Raw genomic sequence first — 24,879 nt, forward strand, 5'->3', positions numbered from 1 at the left:
TTACTAATGATTTTATCTAATATTCTATTAGGTATTTGTTATAATGTTTATATGAAAACAAATACTTTATATAATGCCATACTAAAAAGTCTTGAAGAGTTAAATGAACCTTCTAGCTATAAAGATGTTTATAAGCATATAATACTAAATAACTACTATGGTTTTAAAGAGGCAAAAACTCCATCGAGAACAGTAAATGCACTACTTAGTAATCTTGCTACTAAGAAAATGTATTTAGATAAAAATGTTGGAAGAAAAAAAATAGAAGGTTTATATCATTACTTTTTGAAAAATATCCCTCTTATAAAAAATATACATAAAGTAAAAGAAATAAAATCCATCTGGAAAGTAGAAAACTTACAGTTATTAGAAAATTCAATTGAAATAATAGATAATGACTATTCAGTACAAGAAGGAAAATCAAAATACAGACGACATCTTGTAAGAGAAAGAGACTCAAAAATTATAAAACTTGCAAAAATAAAATTTAAAAAAGAGATAGGAAAATTATATTGCGAAGTTTGTGGATTTGACTTTGAAAAAACCTATGGAAAAATTGGAACAGATTTTATAGAAGGGCATCATAATATTGGCGTTTCAGAACTAAAAGAAGATCAAAAGACAAGGATAGAGGATATCTCCCTTGTTTGTTCAAACTGCCATAAAATGTTACATAGACGAAAACCTTGGTTAACGGTTAATGAGTTAAAAGCTATAATTAATTAAAAATATTAAAATTCCAAAGAAACAATGTTTATAAAATATATTTCAAAAGACTTAAAAGAATAGTCAGATTTTTAGATAGATTAAGGCAGAAAAGAAAAATATACGTAGGAGTTTACGTGAGGTAAATGACTATGTAAATTTTTCTTTTCAACGCAGAGATATGACGAAAGCTGTCTGTTATTTTAAGTCTACTTCACTAATTTATATAAATTAGCAATCTCCTCCGCCCAAATCTCCTCATCAATCGTTTCAAGTACCATCGGAATATCATCCATTCTATCATCATTCATAATAAACTCAAACGCATCCCAACCAATTTTCCCTTTTCCCAAAGAGTCATGTCGGTCAACTTTGCTTCCAAGCTCTGGTTTAGAGTCATTTAAGTGCATTCCCATAAGGTATTTTCGCCCTACAATGTTGTCAAACTCAGCCCATGTTTTATCATACGCTTCGCGTGTTCGTATGTCATACCCTGCTGTAAACATATGACAGGTGTCAATACAGACCCCCACTCTGCTTTTATCTTCTATTTTATCAATGATGTACGCCAAATGTTCAAACTTATACCCCAAGTTGCTTCCTTGACCCGCTGTGTTTTCAATGATCAATTTCACATCATTGGTCGCATCAATGGCTTGATTCATCGAAAGTGCGATTCTATCCAAACACTGCTCTTCACTGATTTTACGCAAGTGACTTCCAGGGTGAAAGTTCAGTCGATCCAGTTTCAACGTCTCACATCGTTGCAGTTCGTGAATAAAACTCTCCAACGATTTTTGTCGTTTATCCTCTTCAGGGTGTCCTAAATTGATCAAATAACTGTCATGAGGTAAAATGTGTTTAGGTTGTATTTGACTCTTTTCTAACTCTTCAAACCACTTATCAATGGTCTTTGTATCCAACTCTTTAGCCGCCCATTGTCGTTGATTTTTTGTAAAAAGGGCGAACGCTTTTGCGCCAATGGCCGTGGCATTAATCGGAGCATTAAAGACTCCTCCACTGGCACTGACATGTGCTCCAACATATTTCATAAAATTTCCTTATTTTTAACGAAAAAAAATTATTTTGCTTATTTTATTTCTAATTTATGATAGTCAAAACGAACTTTAAAGCTAATATAGTATACAATAGAATATATCAAAAATGTTACAAGAGGGTTTATGACCAACAGCAAAAAAACCACCTACAAAAAACTTATATTACGCAGTATTCTGATCACACTTGCAATCACTTTGGCGATTGCATTTATCTATGCACAAGTGATGAAGAAAGACGCCATTGAGAAACTCACGCGTATTGATGCCAAAAAAACGACCCAATTGGTGTTTGAAACGCTCTACTCTTCCATGTCAAAAGGGTGGACTAAACAGGACTTACAAAACATCATTCAAAGAGTCAATAATATTGATGAAAACATGCTTGTCAATGTCTACCGAAGCGATGTTGTATCCAAACAATTTGGAGAAATATCACGAGATTTGGAAGCTCGAACCACCAATCCATACATTCAAAAAGCACTCAATAAAGAGGAGGTATTCAACCTCATTGATGACTCAAACATTGAGTACTACTATCCCGTCATTGCCAAAGAAGAGTGTTTAACCTGTCATACACAAGCGCAAGTTGGAAGTGTTTTAGGGGTGATTGATATTTCGTATCCCATCATTGATCTGAAAATTTCACTCTCCTCACTCATTAACTTTTTTGTAGGATTTGTCATCACCTTTTCAATCATTGTATTCATTGCACTGTTTGTAAAACTTGACCGATATTTGATCCGACCAATTAAAAACTTTGTCACCAACGTTAACCAAATTTCAACCAATAAAGACATCACTCAAAGACTCGTGGAAGAACACGATATTCAAGAGATTCACTCCATGCAAACCGTCTTTAACAATATGCTTGACTCTTTAGAGTTCCAATTTTACAACGATGAACTCACAGGACTTCCAAACCGAAAACGACTGCTTGAACTGATGAATTCAAAAACCAATGCCATTTTACTGATTTTAAACATTGATAAGTTCCAAGAACTCAATGACCTTTATGGAGAAGAGGTAGGTGATGATGTTTTAAAAAGTACTGCCGAAGTATTAGAAAGAAGCATACCAGCTGAAGCGGTGTTGTTTAAACTGCATGCGGATGAATATGCGATTTATTATCCCAAAGATATTGAATATGAAGAGATCAAAACCTTTGCCATGATGCTTAATACCACAATTGAAAACAATACCTATATTGCCAATCATTCAGAAGTCTTTATCAACGCCACCATCGGGGTGGCATACGGACACAACTACTTATTGAACAATGCCGATATTGCGATGAAACTGGCGAAAAAGAAAAAGAAAAAGTATCTTATTTATGAAGCAAGTATGAATATTGAGCATGAGTATGAACAAAACTTAAAATGGTCACAACGTATCAAAGATGCCATATACAATGACAAAATTGAACCTCTGTTCCAACCCATCGTGGACACTCAAACACAAGAGGTGGTCAAATATGAAGCGCTTATGCGAATGGTGGATGACAATGGGGATTATATCTCACCAATTCACTTTTTAGAGTTGGCCAAAAAGAATAAACTCTATCCTCAACTCACACGTATCATGTTGGATAAAACCTTCAGCAAGTTCAAACACTTGCCGTACCAAGTCTCTATTAATATCACCGTGCAAGATATTTTAAACGAAATGGTACACAAAACCATTTTAGATAAACTCTCTGAATACAAACTGGGGGATCGCGTGGTCTTTGAAATCATTGAGTCTGAAGGGATTGAAAACTTTGAAGAGGTACTTGAATTTATCAATGAAGTGAAAAACTACGGCGCAAAAATCTCGATTGATGACTTTGGTACAGGATACTCAAACTTTGAATATCTCATGAAACTCAAAGTCGATTACATTAAAATTGATGCATCCATGATCAAAGATATTGATACCAATCCAAAATCACAACTGGTGACTCAAACCATTTTAGAGTTTGCGAAAAAGATGAACATTGAAACCATTGCAGAGTATATCCACTCTCAAAATGTGTATAATGCGGTCAAAAAGATTGGTATTGACTACTCACAAGGATACTTCTTCGGTGAACCAAAAGAGCTTTAAAAAACTCTTTGGTACACTATCATAAAAATATTGTAAAGGCTTTTTATGATTATTAACTACAACGAATTAGAATCTATACGACGATACAAACTCATGTCCAATACCGTTATTCCAAGACCCATTGCTTGGATAGTAACGGAAGATGAAGGCATCATCAACGCAGCACCCTTTTCATACTTCACCCCACTTTCAAGTGACCCAGCTGTGATAATAGTTTCTATTGGGCAAAAAGAGGAAGGCATCCCTAAAGACTCTTTAGCAAACATCTTAAAACACAAAAAAGCAACCATCTGTTTTGCCAATGAAAAAAATGTGGAAGAGGTGAAACTGTGCGCCAATATGCTTGATAAAAATGAAAGTGAAGTAGAAACATATAACATAGAAACTAAAAGAGTGTTGGAGCAGTTTCCTCCGATGATTGCCTCTTCACAAACCGCACTGTTTTGTGAGTTTTATGACAAAATAGATTTGCCGGGGAAAACCACGCCCATCCTACTTGAAATCAAATCTCAATATGCCCAAGACGGTCTTTTTAATGAACGCTTTGATGGTATGCCCGATAACATTGGGCGAAGCGGCATTGTTTTTAAAAAAATGGAAGATTTATAAGCGCACAATATTGTGAGAGAATTTAAAAATTCTCCCACTCTTCACTCTCTTGTTCTGTTTCTATTTCACGCTTAGACTCAACTTTGGCTGTATTTTTAGGCACTTTTTTGGTTGTTTGCTCCATTGAAATACTCTGCCCTTGTATATTTTTACCTTCAAAATTATTTCTGTTGACATTTTTAACCACTTCAAGTGCAATGAGATTGGTCTCTTTGGCAATGTCATTTGTTTTATCCGCAATGGCCGCATTCTCTTGTGTGAATTTGTCCAATTGATTCATGGCATCAGCAATTTGTGTCATACCAATGGTTTGCTCTTTGGCGGCATTGGAAACATCATCGATTAAAGTATTCGTGGTTTCAATTTTCTGTTCTAATTCACTGAATCCTTCAATCATTTTACCACTGATGACTTTCCCATTATCAGCACGAACCGTTGCGCTTTCAACCAACTCTTTAATCTCTTTGGCGGCTTCTGCACTTCGTGCTGCAAGGTTACGTACCTCTTGTGCAACTACAGCAAAGCCTTTTCCTGCTTCTCCTGCAGTTGCAGCTTCCACTGCGGCATTGAGTGATAAAATATTGGTTTGGAATGCGATTTGGTCAATGACCGAAATGGCTTCATTGATATTTTGTACTGTTTCATTGATTTGTTCCATTGCTTTAACCGTATCGTTTGCCAAATTTTTACCTTCATTGGCCGATGTTTTTGTATGATTAGAAACCTTTAACATCTCTTGTGCTTTTTCACTTGTTTGTTGAATGTTTCCAGTGATTTCATCAATGGATGCGGCAGTCTCTTCCAGTGAAGCCGCTTGTTCGCTCGCATTTTTACTCAATGTCCCCACACTGCTGCTTAATTCATCAGCACTTTTTTTCAATGAAAGCCCATCATTTTGACTGCTTTGCAACATATCGGTCATCATTTTATTCATTTTAATAAGCTCTTTACCTATCTTACCGCTCTTTTGAACATCGAGTCTGGCTGTGAAATCTCTTTGTGTATATTTTGCTAAGGTATCACTGATTTCATTTAAATCCTTACCAATAAGAGTTTGTAAATTAAGTAACATATCGTTTAAAAGATTTTTTAATTCATTTAATGAATCATTTGTTGTGCTGGCATTAATATGCCCATCAAGGTATCCATCACTCACTTTGTTAACAATTGTTTTAACTTCATCAATGAGTTTATTGTCTTTTTCAATGGCTACTTTTATAATCTCTACATTATTATTGATCTCTTTGGCCATTTTTCCAAACTCATCATTGGATACCATTGTGATCTGCTCTGTGTTATTAGATTCTTTATTTAAATATCTGAAAAATGAAGCTAACCCTGTAGAAATGGCTTCGAGGTTATAATTGAGTTTTCGAACGATTAAGAAAATGATGATTGCGATAATGACCAAACACACAATTGAAGCTGTAATAGAAAAATTTCTGATAAAATTAGCATTGGCCAGATACTCTTTTTTGGGTGCATTAATCACAAACGTCCAATTGGTTCCTGTATCAATAATACTGAAGGGGTTAGAATAATACAATGATTCCAAACCATCTTCGTAAGAAATTTTCATAAACTGCGTATCTTTATTGGCTTTTGAGTTTTCAAGCAATTGTATATAATCTGCATCATTATTCGCCACTTCAATCAATTTTTTCGTTCTTAACGTTTTATTGGGATGGCTGACGATAATACCATGACTGTCAATAATAAAAGCATAGGCATGTTCAAAAATATTAACAGAATCGATCATTTTATTAAGCGTATCTAAGCTGATATCAATACCACAGACTCCAAAATATTCTCCATTGTGATACAATGGAATACCAATGGTTGCCATTAACACTTTTTGACCATCCACATCATACAAATAAGGCTCAGTAATATATGTTTTTCCCGCCTTTTTAGGGCCTCCAATCCAAGCATCCTCTTCATTGTAAGGTGCGCCTGCTTGAACTTTTATGCCCGTATTTGATTTAACAATATAGGGGTTAAATTGACCAAATTTATCATATCCATTTTGAGACTTTGAATCCATATTTGCACTAAAAAGAAGCTCTTTGTCTTTGATTTTAAACCAAAAACCTAAAATGTCGTCATTGTATTTTAATAAAGATTTGATATACGCTATCGTCTCTTGCTCACTTAATTTTGTATCAGTATTAAGAGACTCTTCAAATTTAAATGCCATTGCTTTAGCTATCACAATGGTTTGGTTAATCCTATTTTGTATCTCTGCTGAATATTTCCCTGAAGCTTCAGATATCAAACTCTGCACACCCTTTTGTGCGGTTTCATAAGAGAATTTAGTCACAAAAAAAATTGTTAAACTAAACGTTACAAATGTCGTTCCTAATATATAAACTAAAAGTTTATTTCCAAAACTTTTATATTTTGACTTGTCCATCTCACGCTCCTTTATTCTTATACAATAATCATAACATAAATTGGTAGCATAAAGGTATCAAATAGGATTAAAAAATAAATCATATCGTTATTTTAAAAAAATCAGCAATGGCTTATTCTGCTCTTAATATAAGCAGAATAAACCCACCCTATTACTCTACAATTTGGTGCAACTTACTGCATTGAGAAAGGTGTACGTCCCCTCCTGAAATATCGTTGATGATGTCTTGATAAGAGTGGAAGTGTGCATTATATACATAAATAAAAACTTCATCTCCTTTTTTCAAAAAGTTGGTTTTCCCAAACTCGGTGTATGCCGTCGCTCCTGCAGCGATAAGCAAACCTTTTTTACCTTCAATGTTTTGAATCAATGGACTTAACTCTTCAAGTGGTCCACAATCTTCTTGAGCATTGAATTTCTCTATCATCCATGTCTTTAACTGCTCAAAAAAGTATGAATAAGAGTTAACGGCACTGAGCGTCCCATAATCTTGTAAAATCCCATCTCGTCGTACAAATGAAGCGATATGAAATTTGTCTAAAACACCTTTTTGTGTGAATTCATCAATCTTGATAAACTCAGATGAAATCCCTTTTGATGCTTTGCCCCAATTCTTTTTCGTACTCAACTTCTTATCATTTTGAATACGATTGGAACAATCATTAAACGCACTGAAGTATTGAGGAACAATGTCAAGCAACTTCCCCTCTTTATATTTAAAATCACAAATCAAAGCAACTTCGGCTTCAACTTGAAGTTGTTCAATCTCATTGTGATTAATCGTGTTATTACAAATAGGAAATTCTCCTAAAAAACTGTTGTGATTTGGTATGTAAAACGGGAAAAGCCCTTTGGGTGCATCTTTCTCTTTTGTTTGAATTTGAGAAAAACCATCAGCCTCCCCTGCTTCACCTAAGTGATTTGCAAAGTTGCCAGCAACACCAAAACCTAAATAATCTTTTAAATCCTCTAATGAAAATGTATGTTTGTTCATAATATTAACCTTGTGTTATATATTTAACAGAAGTTTTACAGTTGAGTTGTATTGACAGGATTTGTGTATAGTAGAAGTTGAGAAAAGAGTCTCTGTTAGTTTTTAAATTTTTTTAACTTTTAACAGCGCCTACTATACTCTGCCATTTTGACGACCTTGACAAGCCCAAGGGCGACGGCGAGATGTGTGACGACTGTTTGAATCAGTTGTTTCATTGTATGTCCTTTCGAATAAAATAGAAAAAGAGGATAACCTCTTTTCCTAAAAGTTTTCTTTAAATTTTTTTCTTATCTTTTCAATCTAAGATTATGAGAAGAATCGCTTCTCAACCTCATCGTGAAGTTTGGTTCCAGAGTATTTTGCTCTTTGTACTAACTCCCAGAAGTATCGGTATGTGGCTCGATCATGCAACTCTCCATCATACTGAATAGGTCCCCACTCAGCATCTTGAGCTGCGACTAAAATATTTTGTGCTGCTTCTAGTTCAGTGAAGTCTGGTTTCATTGCATCTACAATGGCTTGAACTTGTGTTGGGTAAATTGACCACATTCTCATAAATCCAAACTCGTTTCGTGCACGTTCTGCGTCTTTGTATGTTTGATAAGGGTTTTTCAAATCAAGCGTTACGTTATGACAAGGAATCACATGGTTTTGAATCGCTGCTTGGCACACTTTTGCTTTTGCTGCACCAATCAATCGGTGTTCAAACTGACCCGGGCTTCTCATGTTGATTGCGGGAATGGCTCCTTGGTATCCTGAAACAAAGTCCATCAAACCAAAGTCAAGAACTTGTAACCAAGGCAATGTTGCAATCTTCTCTACATCTTGAAGTGCTCCATGTGTCTCAATCAAGATATGAATAGGAATCTCTCTTGTAATCCCTGAATCTTTGGCTACTTTTTGAATATACTCAATTTGCGTTTTAACATCTTCATATGATGTTGTTTTTGGCAATGTAATGTACGCTAACTTTTCACCAGCTCCAGGAACTAAGATGTCCACATCTTGTCTCCAATCAGGGTGTGAGAAGTCATGGATTCGTGTTCCAGCCATACCATAAGGGTTCTCTTGGGAGTTCACCACTCGTACAATCATCTGTGCGTGTTCAACCTCTTTTCCTGTTTCAGCGCCATCTTCACAATCGCATGTGATATCAAATACAGGTCCCAGTTTTCGTTGCATCTCGAACCCTTTTTTAATCAACTTTTCACTTCCTGCAAAGTGCTCGCATGTTGGAATAATTGGTAAACTTTTACCTGCTTCAAATAGTGCTTCATTTGGATGTGTCATTTTGTTTCCTTATATCATTTTTTATTTTTTTGTTGGTATGACTACCGTGTAGTCTAAATCCAATACAACATTTGGAAGATACTTACCATCTTCACCTTTTGCTGATTCAATTGCTTGTGGCGTTTCATTTTTCAATGCCACTGTTCTTAGTCGTAATAACCCAATGTCACTGCGACCTTCAAGTTCAATTTTTTCTAACACTTCACTGTAGGCATAAATTGTATCGCCTGCATACGTTGGATTACAATGACTTCCTGCATTGATTGCATAAATCCATTGCGCATTTTGTAACCCGTTAAATGAGATCGTTCGTGCCATAGAGATAACATGACCTCCATACATCAAACGCTCACCCATAGGAGTACTTTTCATCATATGGTCATTGAAGTGTACCTTTGCATTGTTTTGGTACAATTTCGTGGCCAATGTGTGATCAGAATCATCCACCGTGATTCCCTCAATATGATTGAGCCGTTCACCCACTTCATAATCTTCAAAAAAGAAACTTCCTCCTGTGGCATTGGTATCAATATTTTTTGCTACAGGAATATTCACCTCTTTGGCAATCGGTGTGGTGGGTGCAAATGTTGGAACCTCATTGATACCACTCATTTCCCCTTTGTTTCGTTTGTGTACCATCACCCAACGCTTTAGGTTCAGAACTTCCAAACCATTTTGGTTGTACCCAATTGAGTGCACATACACCACCCCACTTTTACCATTTGAGTTCTCTTTTAAGCCAATGATTTGAGTTTCTAGTCGAACCGTATCTCCAACAAATACTGGGTTAGGAAAAGATACTTCGGCATACCCTAAATTGGCAATGGCATTTAACGAAATATCTTGTACCGATTTTCCAAATGTCAAGTGAAACATCAACAAGTCATCTAAAGGCTTTTTTTCATACCCAAACTCTTGTGCCAAAACATCGCTTGAATGAAGCGCAAACCGGCTCCCTGTAAAAGCGATGTACAAAGAGACATCCCCATCTGTAATGGTACGTGGAAGTGGGTGAATGATTTTTTGACCGATTTTAAAATCTTCAAAATAGTTGCCTGTATTAATTTTACTGCTCATACTCACTCCTTAAAACGCCGTTTGCCCGATTTCTCTGTATTTATCATAGAGTGTAATAACTCGTTGTGCCCATTGAATACGTCGTTCATCGACCAAATCACATCCAAACTGAATAATCTCTTTACCCTCTTTAAGACCACTTTCATACGCTTCAATCATATCTCGTGCCTCTTGCACTTCCGCTTTTTTAGGCGTGAAGATATCATTGATATACTCCAACTGTGTTGGGTGCATCGCTGCTTTTCCATCACATCCTAAACTGAACGCATCTTTAGAGCTGGCTTCACAACTGAACTCATCGGCAATATCAAAATGAGGTCCATCAATCACAACTTTATTATACGCTCGTGCCGCCAGACTGATTTGCGTCATATAGTGGAAAATTGCTTTTGGGTTGTTTTTGATGTTGATTTGCATCTTCTGCGCTAACGCATTTGAACCAATCACCACACAACGTAACTTTTCACTCTCAGCACAAATTGATTGTGCATTTAACACCCCTAAAGGGGACTCAATCATTATCATAAACTCCAACTCTGGATTAATCTCATTGATAATGGCTTCTGCTTTTTGCACATCTTGTGCACTCTCTATATTTGAAAACAGTACCGCATCGATATCCAACTCTTTGATTAACGCAATGTCTTCATTGAGTGCTTCAACATTATCAAGTTTATTCACACGTATGACTCTCTCACTGCTTCCAAATGAGCTGTTCTCATCGAACACTTTTTTAAGCAATGCTCGAGCACCAATTTTTTGCTCTTCTAAAATAGCTTCGAGGTCAAAAATCACCGCATCAGCTAACACACCTCGTGATTTTTGCACGTTTCTTTCATTGTATGCTGGAACAAACAGCATTGAACGTCGTGCTCGGTAATTCTCTGTGGGTAAAAGCTCATGCGTGTTGCTTGCATTTAGCGTTTTAATCAACTCTTTTCGAAGCACTTTTCCATTTTTTGTTTTTGGATACTCTTGCAGTACATGAATCTGCTTTGGTGCTTTGTATTTTGCAAGATGCTCTTGTCCATACTTTAAGATGTCCTCTTCATCTGCTAAGCTTATTTCACCATCAGCCAATACTGCAATAGCAACAATCGTTTTGTTTGCATCCACATCCAACCCAAGTGCTACACAATCTGCCACTTTTGGGTGGGTTTTAATCACTCTTTCAATCTCATGTGGAGATACTCTATATCCAAAAGTATTGATGATGTCATCTTTTCGTCCTAAGAACCAAATATATCCATCTTCATCTCGTTTGGCGTAATCTCCTGTAAAGAAGTAGCCGTTTCGTTTCACTTTTGCGGTATCCTCTTCTAAGTTCCAATACTCCAAGAACAACCCTGGGTCATCCACACTGATACAAATCATTCCTTCCTCTTCCACACCCACCTCTTCAAGTGTTTCAGGGTTCAATAACTTCACGGTGTGTCCTGGTTGAACAAAACCTGCTGAACCCGGTCGAATAGGTCTGTATTTTGAGTGTGAAATATAATAAGAGAACTCACTCATTCCAATCGCTTCAAAAATATCTTGTTTGAATCGCTCTTGCCAAAGCCCTACCATCTCAGATGATAAGTGCTCCCCTGCACTCATGCAGTGTCTCAAACTTGGACAATCTTCGATTGTAAAATCGGTCTTTTGAAGGATTTGCCGATAAATCGTTGGTACGCCTATAAAAATCGTACATTGGTGTTTTTTAATCAACTCCACCCATGTTTTTGCATCGTTTTGCCCTTCATACGCAATGACCGTATGCCCTTTATACAAGGGGTCCATCAACGCTGAACCTAAAACATACGTCCAGTTGAATTTTCCTGAGTGCATGATTCTATCGTTCTCTTTAAAATCAAACCAAAACTCACTTGCTGGCTCTCGTCCTACCAATGACCTGTGAGAGTGCAACACTCCTTTAGGAAACCCAGTTGTACCAGACGTATAAACCAAATACGCTGGCTCACCTGATTTTGAGTTGTAGTGGTTTGGTTTTGCACTGGCTTTATTTAACACCTCATCAAGAGCATAAATATGCATCCCTTTTGGTTGAGCCATCCCATCCACGCTATCAATACCTGCAATGATGATGTGCTTTAAATCATCCACATTTTGCAAATAGGGCAACAAGTTGTCATACATTGAAGCCGACAGTACAATCGCTTTTGCTTGAGAATCCGTAGCTAAGTACTTCACTTCTGAACCACTTAACAGTGTTGAAGTAGGTACGGCTACAATTCCTGATTTAATCGCTCCAAAAAATGCCGTTGGGTATGCCAATGAGTTTTTCAGACAAATCAAAACTCGGTCACGTACATCCAACCCAATCGTTCCTAAAAAGTTTGAGAAACGGTCTGATTTGTCAGAGAGCTCTTTATAGGTGATTTCAGCTGTACCTAAATCACTGTCTTCAATAATCATCGCCGTTGCACTCTCTTTTGGCGTGTTCAAATGTGCTGACGTACACGCCACCCCGATATTTAAAAATTCAGGTACGTTTATCTCAAATTGTGGGTATTCGTTCAATTTCATAGTATCCCTTCCTTTTTAAATAAGACCGTAAGGCCAGTTCTCTTTAAATGTATGCAGTGGCATTTTATTCAATACTGTTAATGCAAACTTCTGATCATCAGCACTTAAACTTCTCAATGCATACGCTCTTAAGATGTTTTGTAAAGACTTACCAAACATTGGTGGGTCCAACATCTCCTCTTTATATCGAATCGCTCCACTTAAAAGAGCATCCGCGTCCATCGCTGCTTTTAAGATATCGATATCTCGTGCAATCTCTTTGGGTGAAGGAGTAAACGCCACTTTACAAATATTAATGTGGTTTGGCGTAATTACTTGCTTCCCTGTAAGCCCCATGGCTGTCTCTCGTTTTGCGTGAGAGTATACATGTCGTGAAGCATCATCGCCATGCAGATCCAACCAACGTCGAATATCTTTTTTCTCTTGACACGAATCGGGCAATGAATTGGGCGTTAACAATACTTCAACTCCTCCAATGACGCCTCGTCCTTTAACTCTGGCTTCCATGGTCAACATATTAAAGAATGTCTCCAATTCATCAATCCACCCTTGAGGTGTGATTTTATACGCCATCGCTTTTGAGAAGTCATGAATACCAAATACAACATGTTGTACGGTTGAGTGACTCATTAATTTATCGGCAATTTGTAACGATTTTGGGTGCTCAATAATAGGCTGAATCGTCAAATTACTTCCAATAGAAACCAACCATGATGAAAGGTCTCGAATCTCTGCATCACCATAGACTTCTCCCGCTTTTGCTAAAACAATCACATCGATATATTTGTGAATCTTTTTTAACATTTTTAAATCCTCTTCGTACTCGTCCGTTCTAAAAGGGTTAATACGAATAGCGATTTGAAAATCACGTTCTGGAAATTTTGGTAACTCCTCAATCAAGAGTTTTCTTGACATCTCTTTCATTCGACATCCATCTTCTAAGTCAAATAATAGTGTATGTGCTTTTGTTTTATAAGCGTGTTTTTGTAATCGAAACTTTGCTTGTTCTAAACTCTCATATGTACCATCAAGTGGATTAAACTTGATGGGAGGATAATATATTTGGATTCCAGGCCAGTATCCACCAAGTACTGGTGTTAAATCATCTTTTTCAGTCAATTTCGACAAATCTGCGAATGATGAAGTCATACTTTTTACCTTTCTGTTTTATTTAAATTTTTCATTCATTTATCATGAAAAAATTTATGTTTATTCATGCACTCTATGTGAATGTGTAGTCGAATTAATCCATACAAAGTATAAGTTGAATCAGAAGTTTTAAAAGCAATTTTTTAATTTAAGATAAATTTTATAAAGCCTAGAGACTCGGAACTTAGGGCTATTAAAGAGGTGAGGATTTAAGAGTTTCACATAGTGAGAATATTGTTTTTGATATTCTTAGTATCTGAAAAAAATTTCTTCATTTTTTTGATAAAAATTACACTTTTTTACTATATTGGTAGAAACTTTTGAAAAATTTCTGTAAAATTTTTATAAATATTGTTTAATATAAAGATGCTACTATTAAAAAAAATTTTAAAGGCCACCTTTGCAAAATCAAAACAAGTCATTGACCAAAGGCTTATCCATACTCAAAGAGATCATGCGCTCATCTAAACCTCTGACAGCCAACACCTTGTGTCAACGTTTGGATATTGATAAAAGCACAATGTCAAGACTGATTACCACACTCGTACACGAAGAGTTTATTGAGTATGTGGAGAACTCTAAAGAGATTGTTTTAAGTGACTTGATGCGTAATATTGTTTATAAAAAAGACCGTGATAGAATCATCGCACGCACACAAGGTTTACTCGATGAAATTTTCTATCTCACACAAGAGTGTGCATACATTGGTGTTTTAGACAATCACTCGGTGTTGTATCTGAACCAAGTGGACAAATCAAAACGTGTTTTAAAAACCAGAGACTCTGTGGGATTGCATGCCCCTTTACACACCAATGGGTTTGGTAAAATCTTGGTTGCATTTGGTGAAGTTGATATTGCTACCATTGCTTTAAAAAAATACACTCCTCACACCATTACCAATGAGCAAAAATTCACTGAAGAGATTGAATTGGTGCGTCAACGAGGGTATGCCATTGGGCATGAAGAGCATGAGTTTGGTCTGTGTTCATTGGCCGTACCTTACTTTGACAAACGAGGCGATTTTGTAGGAACAGTTGGGATTTCAGGTCTGTCAGTACGACTTCCTTTAGAGACCCTACACGAGTATGGTCAAAAGATTTTTCAACTGGTGAACCCTACTCTTTAATGACTTTAATCAGCACGCCGTTTTCACTGTCTTTAAAATAGATATCTTTATTATCTTGTGAGAAAAGTTTTTGGATAAAATCATCCTCATACGACGCGCTTAAATACTCTTTGTTAAACTGTTTGAGCGTTTGACACTCAAAGGTATCTCGACAGACTCGATCGTCATAGATTTTAAGATTTAACACCACATTCCCAGCAGAAAAAACTTGCACTTGTGTGTAGTTGGCATAGTGGTTGATAAACCCTTTATCATAAAACTTCATGGCAGGCGTTTTAATCAAAATCGTGGCACTGTTGGTATGAAGCGGTTGTTTTATGGCACAACCACTTAAAAATAAAATCAGGGTTAAAAAAAACAGCTTCTTTATATGGATTCCTTTTGTTTTGGAATATTTTACTATAATAATACCAAATTAGATTTAGGAGTCTCTTTGCTTGTCCACATTTGTTGTTCCGTTGACAGCCACTACTTTTTAGAAAAAATCCAAGAAGAATACCCTGATGAAAAACTGGTCGGGTACTTCTATGACCCCAACATTCATCCTTACAGTGAGTATGCACTTCGTTTTTTAGACGTACAATACTCATGTGACAGATTAGGTATTGAACTGCTTGAAGGACCTTACAATTTAGAAGCGTGGCTTAAAAGTGTGAAAGGCTTAGAGAACGAACCTGAAAAGGGGGATCGTTGTACGGTCTGTTTTGATGATAGACTCAGCAACAGTGTAGAAAAAGCCAAAGAACTGGGACATAATAAATTTACAACTACCCTTTTAATCTCTCCTAAAAAATCGCAAGATAAGCTTGATAAAATCGGCCATGAATTGGCAGAAAAACACAACATGGAGTTTATTTTTAAAGATTACAGAAGTGGTCAAGGAACCCAACTGCAAGGAGAAGTCGTTAAAAAGCATAGCTTGTATCGACAAAACTATTGCGGATGTATCTTTGGATTGAGTGCACAAAGAGAGCAACAAGACAAACTCATGGATGAGATGTTTGTAAGTGTCAATGCTCAAATCACACCAGAGAGCATTGAAGAGCGACTCGAACTCTACAGCAAACGAAATACCTATGCCAAAAATAACACCCCTTATAAAATCATCAAACAACGGTTTTTAAACTATCGACTGCTTCATGGATGGGTACAACAAAAAAAACAAACCATCCCTTCCTATATTCTGTGTTACTCAACGATTAATCGCAACAACACTGGTGGTCGAATTGAATATACCCATGAAGGCATTAGCTATCTCAACCGTGATGAAGTCAAACTCTTGGATTTAAACACCTTTAATGCCCTTGCCCAAACCTCTTATGCAACGATTAAGGAACTCTATTTTCATCCCTTATCTTTTAAACAAGAGCTTGAAATCAGACATCACATCACTCAAAACCCTTATGATTTAAGTGCCATAATTGTTTTAGAAGAGCTCAACACTGAGCGATATGACATCAAAATCAATGCCAAAACATACGATGACGTCAAAGAGGTCATCATCAAGGAAAATGAATGAAACTGTTAGTATGTGCCATGGAAAGTTCAGCCAATATTCACTTAAAAGAGCTGCTTAAATACCTGCCTAAAGATATTGAGCTTATTGGGATTTTTGATAAAAACTTAGGTACCCCTACGTATGACTTAACCTCATTAGCAGTGATGGGATTCACGGATGCCATTAAAAAACTGCCATTTTTTTTAAAGCTCAACAAACAAATGGCTGAACTCGCAAAGAACGCAGACAAGATTTTACTTATGGATGCTTCTGGTTTTAACTTGCCCTTGGCTAAAAAAATCAAAGCCCAATACCCACAAAAAGAGATTATCTACTACATCTTACCACAAGCGTGGGCATGGAAGAAAAAACGTGTACAGAAACTCGAAACCTATTGCGATACGCTTTGTTCTATTTTACCGTTTGAACAAGAGATGTACTCTAAAAAAGAGAAAATACACTATGTAGGACATCCTTTATTGGATGAAATCACCACCTTTAAAGAGAAGCTTTCACACAGCAATAAAATTGTCTTTATGCCCGGAAGCCGAAAAACTGAGATTACAAATCTCATGCCCATTTACCGAAAAATCATTGCCAAACTTGAAAACAAAGAGCCCATTTTGGTTATTCCATCGCATTTTGATGCGCACTATATTAAAAAAACTTATGGTGATATTTCAAATTTTACCATTTCAAACAGTGCACACCAAAGTCTCATTGAAGCAGAGTTTGCATTTATTTGCAGTGGTACAGCCACGCTTGAAGCAGCACTTATTGGAACCCCATTTTGCTTGAACTATATTGCAAAAAAAGTGGACTATTATATAGGAAGAAAGTTTGTAAAACTGCCTTATATTGGCTTGGCAAACATCTTTTTTGATAAAATGGGTCTGCCACCATTGCATAAAGAGTTCTTACAAGAAGCCGTCACATTAGAAAACCTCATGCAAGAGTATCACGCCATTAATAAAGAGCAGTTTTTAGAAAATGCAAAACTGCTTCGAAGCTACTTGAAACATGGCAGTTCAAAAAGAGTGGCCGAACTGATTGAAAAATAATTTTCTTTTAGCTAAAATATCCCAAATTTATAACTTATAAACAAATAGGACAATTAATGTTAGATGTAACACAAATACAAGAGATTCTACCCCATAGATACCCTTTCTTACTCGTTGATCGAATCACCGATATGGAAAAAGGGCAAAGCATTACTGGATTTAAAAATATTTCCATCAGCGAACCCGCATTTATGGGACATTTTCCTGGTCACCCAATCTACCCAGGTGTGCTTATTTTAGAGGGTATGGCACAAGCAGGTGGTGTGTTAGCACTAAAAAGCAATGACTTAACCACTGAAGAGTTACAAAACAAAGTAATCTACTTCATGAGTATCGACAAAGCAAAGTTCAGAAGCCCTGTAAAACCAGGTGATAAACTTGTTTACAAAATTGATATTTTAAAATTAAAAGGAACCCTTATTGTACTTGACGGTAAAGCGTATGTGGATGATAAACTTGTTGCTCAAGCTGAATTAAAAGCCATGGTTGTAGACAAGTAGTCTTTTATGAGCAATATTCATAAAACTGCCATCATTGAAGATGGTGCGATTATTGGCGATGATGTAACCATTGGTGCTTATAGCATCATTGGTTCAAACGTAAAAATAGGCAATGGAACAAGCGTTGGTGCACATACGGTTATTGAAGGGAAAACAACCATTGGTGAACACAATCAAATCTTCTCGCATGCAGCCATTGGAACCATTCCACAAGATCTGAAATTTGATGGAGAAGATGTGGAACTCATCATTGGAAACAACAACAAAATCCGAGAGTTCACTCTTTTTAACCCAGGAACCAAAGGGGGAGGAAGCATCACTAAAATTGGTGATAATAACCTTTTTATGGGATACACACACGTTGCGCACGACGTAATTGTAGGAAACAACTGTGTCTTTGCAAATGTTGCAACACTTGCAGGTCATGTTGAGATTGATGACTACGTGGTTGTGGGTGGTCTCACTCCTGTGCATCAGTTTTGCAAAATTGGAAGCCATGCTATGATTGGTGGGGGTTCAGTCTTAACACAAGATATTCCGCCATTTTGTTTAGCAGAAGGAAACCGTGCGAGTTTACGAGGTTTAAATCTCAATGGTTTAAGACGACGTTTCAGTGACCGTGCGGATATTGATGCAATTAGAAAAGCGTACAAAGCGATTTTTGAAAGTGGGCATCCTATTGGTGATGTTGCGCAAGAGATTATACAAAGCAGTGATAACGAACACGTTTTGGCATTTGCCAACTTTGTACTTAATACAAAACGAGGCATTCCTTTTACAAGGAAATAATTCAAACTAAGAATAGGTAATATATGGAAAATTTAATATGTGATTTTTGTGGTGCAAAAGACAGCGAAGAGAACCCTATCATCTCGGGTGATAGAGCGTGCATCTGTCAAGCTTGTGTCACAGCAGCACACAATATTATGACAGGGGTTACACCAGCTGAAGATGATATAGAAGAAGAGACAGCACCTCAAAACGAAGAGAGAATACTCTTAAAACCAAGTGAACTCAAAGCACTTTTAGATGATTATGTCATTGGTCAAAACCGTGCTAAAAAAGTCTTAAGTGTGGCAGTATACAACCACTACAAACGAATTTTTAAACAAACAAAAGATGAAGACGATACGGAGATTAACAAATCAAACGTATTGCTTATTGGACCAACAGGAAGCGGTAAAACACTTCTAGCTCAAACCATTGCTAAACATTTAGATGTGCCATTAGCCATTGCGGATGCAACCAGTTTAACAGAAGCTGGTTATGTGGGGGATGATGTTGAAAATGTGGTGACACGACTGCTTCAAGCAGCCAATGGCGATGTTCAAAAAGCACAACAAGGAATTATTTTTATCGATGAGATTGATAAAGTGGCACGAATGAGTGAAAACCGTTCAATCACACGGGATGTTTCAGGTGAAGGTGTTCAACAAGCGATGCTTAAAATCATCGAAGGAAGTGTCGTAAACGTTCCACCAAAAGGGGGAAGAAAACATCCTGGACAAGACGCCATTCAAGTGGATACAACCAATATTCTTTTCATCTGCGGTGGAGCATTTGATGGATTAGAGAGCATCATTGAAAAACGACAAGGAGGCAACGTCTTAGGATTTAACCAAGTGAAAAAAGGAAAATCTGACGATAAAAACACCATCACACTGGTTGAACCAGACGACTTGGTTAAATATGGTCTTATCCCTGAACTCATTGGACGGTTACATATGATTGCCACACTCAATGAAATCACTGAAGATGACATGGTGCACATCTTAAGTGAACCAAAAAATGCCTTAGTAAAACAGTACCAAAAACTCTTTAAGATGGACGAAGTAACTCTGAAATTTGATAAAGAGTCACTTAAACAAATAGCCAAACAAGCCTTAGAGCGAAAAACAGGTGCTCGAGGACTTCGTTCAATTTTAGAAGACATTATGTTAGATATTATGTATGACTTACCCACCTTTAAAGGTAAAACTGTGACCATCACTAAAGATGTGGTACTCAAATCCAAAGAACCAAAAGTAGTATAAAAGAAAGGAAAAATATGTTTTTAGACAAAGTAATAGGACTTTTCTCAAATGATATGGCGATTGACTTAGGAACAGCCAACACAATCGTTTCTGTTAAAGGGAAAGGAATCATCATCAACGAGCCATCAGTTGTTGCTGTACAGCATGACCGATATGGTGTTGATAAGATTTTAGCAGTAGGACAAGAAGCCAAACAGATGATTGGTAAAACACCACTCAATATCCAAGCGGTACGTCCAATGAAAGATGGGGTTATTGCGGACTTCGAAATGACAGAACGAATGATTCGATACTTTATTGAAAAAGCGCACTCACGAAAATCGTTTATTCGACCACGTATCATCATCTGTATTCCTCATGGAATTACTCAAGTGGAAAGAAAAGCGGTTAAAGAGTCTGCTTTAAGTGCAGGAGCACGAGAAGTATTCCTTGTAGAAGAGCCAATGGCCGCTGCCATTGGTGCAGGAATTCCAGTATCAGACCCAGATGGTTATGTGGTTGTTGATATCGGTGGTGGTACCACTGAGATTGGTGTTACCTCTTTAGGTGGATTGGTTTTAAGTAAATCAATCAAAGTTGCAGGTGACCGATTTGATAAAGCCATCATTGATTATGTTCGACAAAACTACAACCTCTATATTGGTGAAAGAACAGCTGAAAATATTAAAATTGAGATTGGTACAGCGGTTAAATTAGAGACTGAACTTAAACTCAAAGTAAAAGGTCGAGACAATTCAGGACTTCTTTCAACCATTGAACTTGGAAGTGAAGGGGTACGAAGTGCGATTAAAGAACCTCTTAAAGAAATAGCTACTGCTGTAAGAAATGTCTTAGAGGACATGCCACCCGATTTAGCAGGTGACGTTGTAGATAACGGTGTTATCTTAACAGGAGGTGGAGCACTTATTCGAGGGCTTGATACTTATCTTGCTGACATTATTAAACTTCCTGTAAACGTAGCAGATGAACCATTATTAGCAGTAGCATATGGTACAAGTAATGTTTTAAATGAAGAAGAGTTACTGAAACTGATCTCTAATGAATAAACTCGTTTTTCTTTTTATACTTTTGATTGTAACAGTGGTCTATATCTTTAAAAAAGATAGACTGCTGTCTGACAACTACCCTATTATGAATGAACTCAAAGCAAAATATATTCAAAAAGTAATCACCTTTGAAGAGATTGCTCAAACCTATTTTAAACAAACCCAAACGATCAAAGAGCTCAAAGCTCAAAATGAAGAGTTGGTCAAATTCCAATCTCTGTTTCAAAGTACCCAGACTCAATTGCAAAACCTTCAAGCTGCCATTGATTCTGTGCACAACATTGAAGAAGATGTCAAACTTGCCAAAGTGCTTTCTTATGTGGACATGAATGACTTTACCAAAGTATGGTTGGATTTGAAAAAAGAGGATAATAAGATTGAAGCTTTGATTGATGGCGAGTACAGTGCGGGAATTGTCATCAACAAGTCAGGTTATGCACAAGCACTTTTAAATGGAAATGAGAAGTGCAACTACTCGGTGTTTATTGGCGAAAACAAAGCGCCTGGTATTACGCATGAACATAAAGAGAGCAAATACATCACGGTTAAATACATCCCTATTTGGATCGATATTAAAGTAGGCGATGAAGTGGTCACTTCAGGGATGGATAATATTTTCTTTGAAGGATTAAAAGTAGGAAAAGTGGTTCACATAAAAAGAATGGCGGATATCCAAGAAGCAACTGTTCTACCTTATGCGCAAGTTCTTAAAAAAGAGTACTTCCATATCTACACCAAAGAGGAACCTCTGAAAGTCAAAACCCCTAAAATCAAAAAGCCTAACGTCAGTACCTTGCCATAATGGCATCCACTTTGTCCCACGTCAAATCATCTTTGTTCTTAAACATATTATAAATATATCGTGCAAACATATCGGTCTCTAAATTGACCTTTGTTCCCACTTTATATCGTTTAAACAGTGTATTTGAAATGGTATGAGGTATGATGGTGAGTCTGAAACTGTTTTTCATCACATCATTGATGGTCAAAGAAACGCCATCAATCGTAACAGAGCCTTTTGGAATGATATATTTTATAAATTCTTGTGGTAACTCTACGATGTAATCCGTTGAGTTTCCATTGTTGTTTATGGATTTAATCACACCCAAGCAATCCACATGACCTTGCACAATGTGCCCTTCGAAACGATCACCCATCATCATGGCGGGTTCAATGTGTACTTGACCTTTGTAGTTCTCCATGGCAAGAATTTTTTGTGATTCAGGTGAAAGCTCTACCGTAAACGTATCATTGCTGACTCGAACAACGGTTAAACATGCCCCATTAACTGCAATAGAGTCTCCAATTTTAGGGTGGTGTTTGGCTTTAAGTGTTAAAAAATTGTTTTGAAAACTGAGCACCTCAGCCATCTCTCGAATCAGACCTGTAAACAAAAAAATCCTTTGTGATTAAATGATTAATTTTTAATATAAAGTATACGCTAACTTCAATGTGATATAATACCGAAAATTTATTAAGAGGTTAATGACAAATTTTTTAGATAAGTGGAAGAAAACATTTATCTAAAAAATTTCCTAGACCAAAAAAATAAAAAGGGTAGAAACAAATATTTCAAGACTTGATTTTTTTTGATGAAGGAGTTTACTTCAAGTAAATGAGTTCATTTTAAAGAATTGTAAACGAAGAAATAATTGAATTATCCCCTTTTTTACACGAGATTAAAATCTGAAAAGCATATTGTGAATCAGTTCATGGCTTGATTTTAAGTAATATAAGGAGTTTACTACTACGTAAATGACTTATGTTGCTTAAAATTGTAAACGCAGTAATGGTTCATAAGAGGCTTTTCCAAAGGAAAATTAATGGAATATGACATTATCGTCGTCGGCGGAGGACATGCGGGAATAGAAGCCTCTCTGGCATCTGCACGTATGGGTAAAAAAACCCTTTTAATCACGATGCTCGTTGAGCAAATTGGAGCTGCGAGTTGTAACCCTGCTATTGGAGGATTGGCCAAAGGTCACTTGGTACGAGAACTCGATGCACTTGGTGGTGAAATGGGCCTTTGTACGGATTATGCTGGAATTCAATTTCGAGTATTAAATGCTTCAAAAGGGGCAGCCGTTCAAGGAAGTCGAGCACAAATCGACATGGATGAGTATCGACACTATATGAGAAAAGTGTGCCATAACACCCCTAATCTTGAAGTCTATCAAGATGAAGTGAGTGCCCTTTTATACGATGAAAGCACACAAAGTGTGTATGGGGTTAAAACCAAACTGGGTGAAGAGTTCAACTCTAACAAAGTGATTTTAACCACAGGTACCTTTATGAAAGGCTTAATTCATATTGGTGAAAACACCTATGATGCAGGTCGAGCGTGGGAGCTTCCCTCTTCAACGTTATCAACACAGCTTAAAGAGTTGGGGTTAAATGTAGGACGCCTTAAAACAGGTACGCCTGCAAGAATTGATGCAAACAGCATTGACTTTTCAGTGATGGATGCGCATGGCGGAGATGAAATCCCTACGCCTTTCTCTTTTAGAACAGACAAAGCAAACTTCAGTCCAAAACAGTACCCATGTTATATTACGTACACCAACTTAAGTACGCACGATACCATTACCAGTAACTTTGATCGAGCCCCTCTTTTTACAGGTCAAATCAAAGGGAGTGGTCCACGATACTGCCCCAGTATTGAAGACAAAGTGAATCGATTCAGTGAAAGAGAGAGACATCAACTCTTTTTAGAACCACAAACAGCAATGTGCACCGAGTACTATATCAACGGCCTTTCAACTTCGCTTCCTATTGATGTACAAAAAGAAATGATTCACTCCATTGTAGGATTGGAAAATGCCAAAATCATCCGATACGGATATGCCATTGAGTATGATTATGTGGATCCAACCGAACTCAAACACTCTATGGAGACTAAAAAAATCAACAACTTGTACCATGCAGGGCAAATCAATGCAACCACAGGCTACGAAGAAGCAGCAGCGCAAGGATTAATGGCAGGGATCAATGCCTCTTTAGCTATTGATGGAAAAGAGCCTTTTGTTCTTCGAAGAGATGAAGCCTATATCGGGGTTTTAATTGATGACTTGGTTACAAAAGGAACCAATGAACCCTACAGAATGTTCACTTCTCGTGCAGAATATCGTCTATTATTAAGAGAAGAGAGTGCCGATATGCGACTTACTCCATATGGACATGAGTTGGGCTTAATTGATGAAGCAACTTTCAAACAAGTAGAGCATAAAACAAAAGTGATTGATGAAGCAATTGAATACTTAAAATCAGAGTGGTTCACCTCTAAAAAAGAGAACTTAGAACTGCTTGCAAGTTTGGGTGAAGATAAAATCAAAGATCGTGTACTTCTGCTTGACGTTGTGGGGAGAAACACCGTAACTGCTGAAAAGTTTGATGCGCTTGTTCCTCAATACAAAGAGTTGGATGCCTATTTAAAAGAGCAAATCATCATTGAAGCAAAATATTACCGATATGTTGAGAAACAACGAAAACAAATCGATAAAATGAAAAAAATGCTGAAAATGAAAATACCTGAAAACTTTGACTTTGGAAGTGTTCCAGGACTTTCAAATGAAGCCATTGAAAAACTTAAAAAGTTCAATCCACCCACCCTTTTTAACGCAAGTGAAATTTCAGGAATTACGCCTGCAGCGATTGATGTCATTCATCTGTACATTAATTTACGACAAAATAAAACACAACAATAGTTTTA

Annotated in this window: 21 protein-coding genes; 12 read left to right on the forward strand and 9 right to left on the reverse strand. The window is 36.9% G+C overall.

What is annotated here, in order from left to right; all coding sequences use genetic code 11:
• The first annotated feature begins 51 nt into the window (after nucleotides 1-51).
• The gene (locus CRV04_RS10045) at nucleotides 52-726 is read left to right on the forward strand and encodes an HNH endonuclease (protein ID WP_228126531.1); all 675 of its coding nucleotides are present in this window, start codon (nucleotides 52-54) and stop codon (nucleotides 724-726) included.
• 188 nt (nucleotides 727-914) lie between these two features.
• Here CRV04_RS10045 and nfo read toward each other — a convergent pair whose 3' ends face one another.
• Nucleotides 915-1,757, reverse strand: coding sequence for a deoxyribonuclease IV (gene nfo, locus CRV04_RS10050; RefSeq protein WP_128996720.1), 843 nt, complete (start codon nucleotides 1,755-1,757; stop codon nucleotides 915-917).
• 129 nt (nucleotides 1,758-1,886) lie between these two features.
• Between nfo and CRV04_RS10055 the strand changes: the two genes are divergently transcribed.
• Both CRV04_RS10055 and CRV04_RS10060 read left to right on the forward strand, forming a co-directional pair.
• Nucleotides 1,887-3,845: a GGDEF domain-containing phosphodiesterase gene (locus tag CRV04_RS10055; protein ID WP_128996721.1), complete on the forward strand. Its 1,959-nt coding sequence runs from the start codon at nucleotides 1,887-1,889 to the stop codon at nucleotides 3,843-3,845.
• A gap of 45 nt (nucleotides 3,846-3,890) precedes the next feature.
• Complete coding sequence (locus CRV04_RS10060; protein ID WP_128996722.1) at nucleotides 3,891-4,454, forward strand: flavin reductase family protein; 564 nt, start codon at nucleotides 3,891-3,893, stop codon at nucleotides 4,452-4,454.
• A gap of 22 nt (nucleotides 4,455-4,476) precedes the next feature.
• Here the strand turns inward: CRV04_RS10060 and CRV04_RS10065 are convergent, their stop codons facing one another.
• The 6 genes from CRV04_RS10065 to CRV04_RS10090 form a co-directional block, all read right to left on the reverse strand.
• Nucleotides 4,477-6,867 carry a methyl-accepting chemotaxis protein gene (locus CRV04_RS10065; protein WP_128996723.1) on the reverse strand — a complete coding sequence of 797 codons (2,391 nt, stop codon included), beginning with the start codon at nucleotides 6,865-6,867 and terminating at the stop codon, nucleotides 4,477-4,479.
• Nucleotides 6,868-7,018: 151 nt separating this feature from the next.
• On the reverse strand, nucleotides 7,019-7,861 hold the full coding sequence (locus CRV04_RS10070) for a DUF5718 family protein (RefSeq protein WP_128996724.1): 843 nt from the start codon (nucleotides 7,859-7,861) through the stop codon (nucleotides 7,019-7,021).
• Between the two features lie 306 nt (nucleotides 7,862-8,167).
• Nucleotides 8,168-9,151 carry an HpcH/HpaI aldolase/citrate lyase family protein gene (locus tag CRV04_RS10075; RefSeq protein ID WP_128996725.1) on the reverse strand — a complete coding sequence of 328 codons (984 nt, stop codon included), beginning with the start codon at nucleotides 9,149-9,151 and terminating at the stop codon, nucleotides 8,168-8,170.
• Nucleotides 9,152-9,172: 21 nt separating this feature from the next.
• Nucleotides 9,173-10,228, reverse strand: coding sequence for a MaoC family dehydratase (locus tag CRV04_RS10080; RefSeq protein WP_128996726.1), 1,056 nt, complete (start codon nucleotides 10,226-10,228; stop codon nucleotides 9,173-9,175).
• Nucleotides 10,229-10,237: 9 nt separating this feature from the next.
• Complete coding sequence (locus tag CRV04_RS10085; RefSeq protein WP_164969145.1) at nucleotides 10,238-12,757, reverse strand: aldolase/citrate lyase family protein; 2,520 nt, start codon at nucleotides 12,755-12,757, stop codon at nucleotides 10,238-10,240.
• Nucleotides 12,758-12,772: 15 nt separating this feature from the next.
• Nucleotides 12,773-13,906 (reverse strand): HpcH/HpaI aldolase/citrate lyase family protein, encoded by a 1,134-nt coding sequence (locus tag CRV04_RS10090; RefSeq protein ID WP_128996727.1) that lies wholly within the window; start codon nucleotides 13,904-13,906, stop codon nucleotides 12,773-12,775.
• A 400-nt stretch (nucleotides 13,907-14,306) separates the two neighbouring features.
• On the opposite strand from CRV04_RS10090, the gene CRV04_RS10095 reads away from it, so the two are divergent.
• Nucleotides 14,307-15,032 (forward strand): IclR family transcriptional regulator, encoded by a 726-nt coding sequence (locus tag CRV04_RS10095; RefSeq protein WP_128996728.1) that lies wholly within the window; start codon nucleotides 14,307-14,309, stop codon nucleotides 15,030-15,032.
• Here CRV04_RS10095 and CRV04_RS10100 read toward each other — a convergent pair.
• Entirely contained in the window at nucleotides 15,022-15,315 is a 294-nt protein-coding gene (locus CRV04_RS10100; protein ID WP_228126532.1) for a hypothetical protein, read from the reverse strand. The two genes, CRV04_RS10095 and CRV04_RS10100, sit on opposite strands and share 11 nt — an antisense overlap.
• Before the next feature lie 150 nt (nucleotides 15,316-15,465).
• On the opposite strand from CRV04_RS10100, the gene CRV04_RS10105 reads away from it, so the two are divergent.
• From CRV04_RS10105 to mreC, 7 genes are read left to right on the forward strand one after another with little or no spacing between them, the layout of a single operon-like run.
• Entirely contained in the window at nucleotides 15,466-16,551 is a 1,086-nt protein-coding gene (locus tag CRV04_RS10105) for an epoxyqueuosine reductase QueH (protein ID WP_128996729.1), read from the forward strand.
• The gene (gene lpxB / locus CRV04_RS10110; RefSeq protein WP_128996730.1) at nucleotides 16,548-17,591 is read left to right on the forward strand and encodes a lipid-A-disaccharide synthase; all 1,044 of its coding nucleotides are present in this window, start codon (nucleotides 16,548-16,550) and stop codon (nucleotides 17,589-17,591) included. Before CRV04_RS10105 ends, lpxB begins: the two co-directional genes overlap by 4 nt.
• Before the next feature lie 56 nt (nucleotides 17,592-17,647).
• Entirely contained in the window at nucleotides 17,648-18,091 is a 444-nt protein-coding gene (fabZ, locus tag CRV04_RS10115; RefSeq protein ID WP_128996731.1) for a 3-hydroxyacyl-ACP dehydratase FabZ, read from the forward strand.
• A gap of 6 nt (nucleotides 18,092-18,097) precedes the next feature.
• On the forward strand, nucleotides 18,098-18,880 hold the full coding sequence (lpxA, locus tag CRV04_RS10120) for an acyl-ACP--UDP-N-acetylglucosamine O-acyltransferase (RefSeq protein WP_128996732.1): 783 nt from the start codon (nucleotides 18,098-18,100) through the stop codon (nucleotides 18,878-18,880).
• Nucleotides 18,881-18,903: 23 nt separating this feature from the next.
• Nucleotides 18,904-20,124, forward strand: coding sequence for an ATP-dependent Clp protease ATP-binding subunit ClpX (gene clpX, locus CRV04_RS10125; RefSeq protein ID WP_128996733.1), 1,221 nt, complete (start codon nucleotides 18,904-18,906; stop codon nucleotides 20,122-20,124).
• A gap of 14 nt (nucleotides 20,125-20,138) precedes the next feature.
• Nucleotides 20,139-21,170 (forward strand): rod shape-determining protein, encoded by a 1,032-nt coding sequence (locus tag CRV04_RS10130; protein WP_128996734.1) that lies wholly within the window; start codon nucleotides 20,139-20,141, stop codon nucleotides 21,168-21,170.
• On the forward strand, nucleotides 21,163-21,972 hold the full coding sequence (gene mreC, locus CRV04_RS10135; protein WP_128996735.1) for a rod shape-determining protein MreC: 810 nt from the start codon (nucleotides 21,163-21,165) through the stop codon (nucleotides 21,970-21,972). Before CRV04_RS10130 ends, mreC begins: the two co-directional genes overlap by 8 nt.
• Here the strand turns inward: mreC and ribE are convergent.
• On the reverse strand, nucleotides 21,956-22,564 hold the full coding sequence (ribE, locus tag CRV04_RS10140) for a riboflavin synthase (protein ID WP_128996736.1): 609 nt from the start codon (nucleotides 22,562-22,564) through the stop codon (nucleotides 21,956-21,958). The genes mreC and ribE overlap by 17 nt on opposite strands.
• A 429-nt stretch (nucleotides 22,565-22,993) precedes the next feature.
• On the opposite strand from ribE, the gene mnmG reads away from it, so the two are divergent.
• Nucleotides 22,994-24,874 carry a tRNA uridine-5-carboxymethylaminomethyl(34) synthesis enzyme MnmG gene (mnmG, locus tag CRV04_RS10145; protein WP_128996737.1) on the forward strand — a complete coding sequence of 627 codons (1,881 nt, stop codon included), beginning with the start codon at nucleotides 22,994-22,996 and terminating at the stop codon, nucleotides 24,872-24,874.
• The last annotated feature ends 5 nt before the right edge of the window (nucleotides 24,875-24,879 follow it).

The organism is Candidatus Marinarcus aquaticus (genome assembly GCF_004116335.1).
In the GTDB taxonomy this organism is placed as follows: domain Bacteria; phylum Campylobacterota; class Campylobacteria; order Campylobacterales; family Arcobacteraceae; genus Marinarcus; species Marinarcus aquaticus.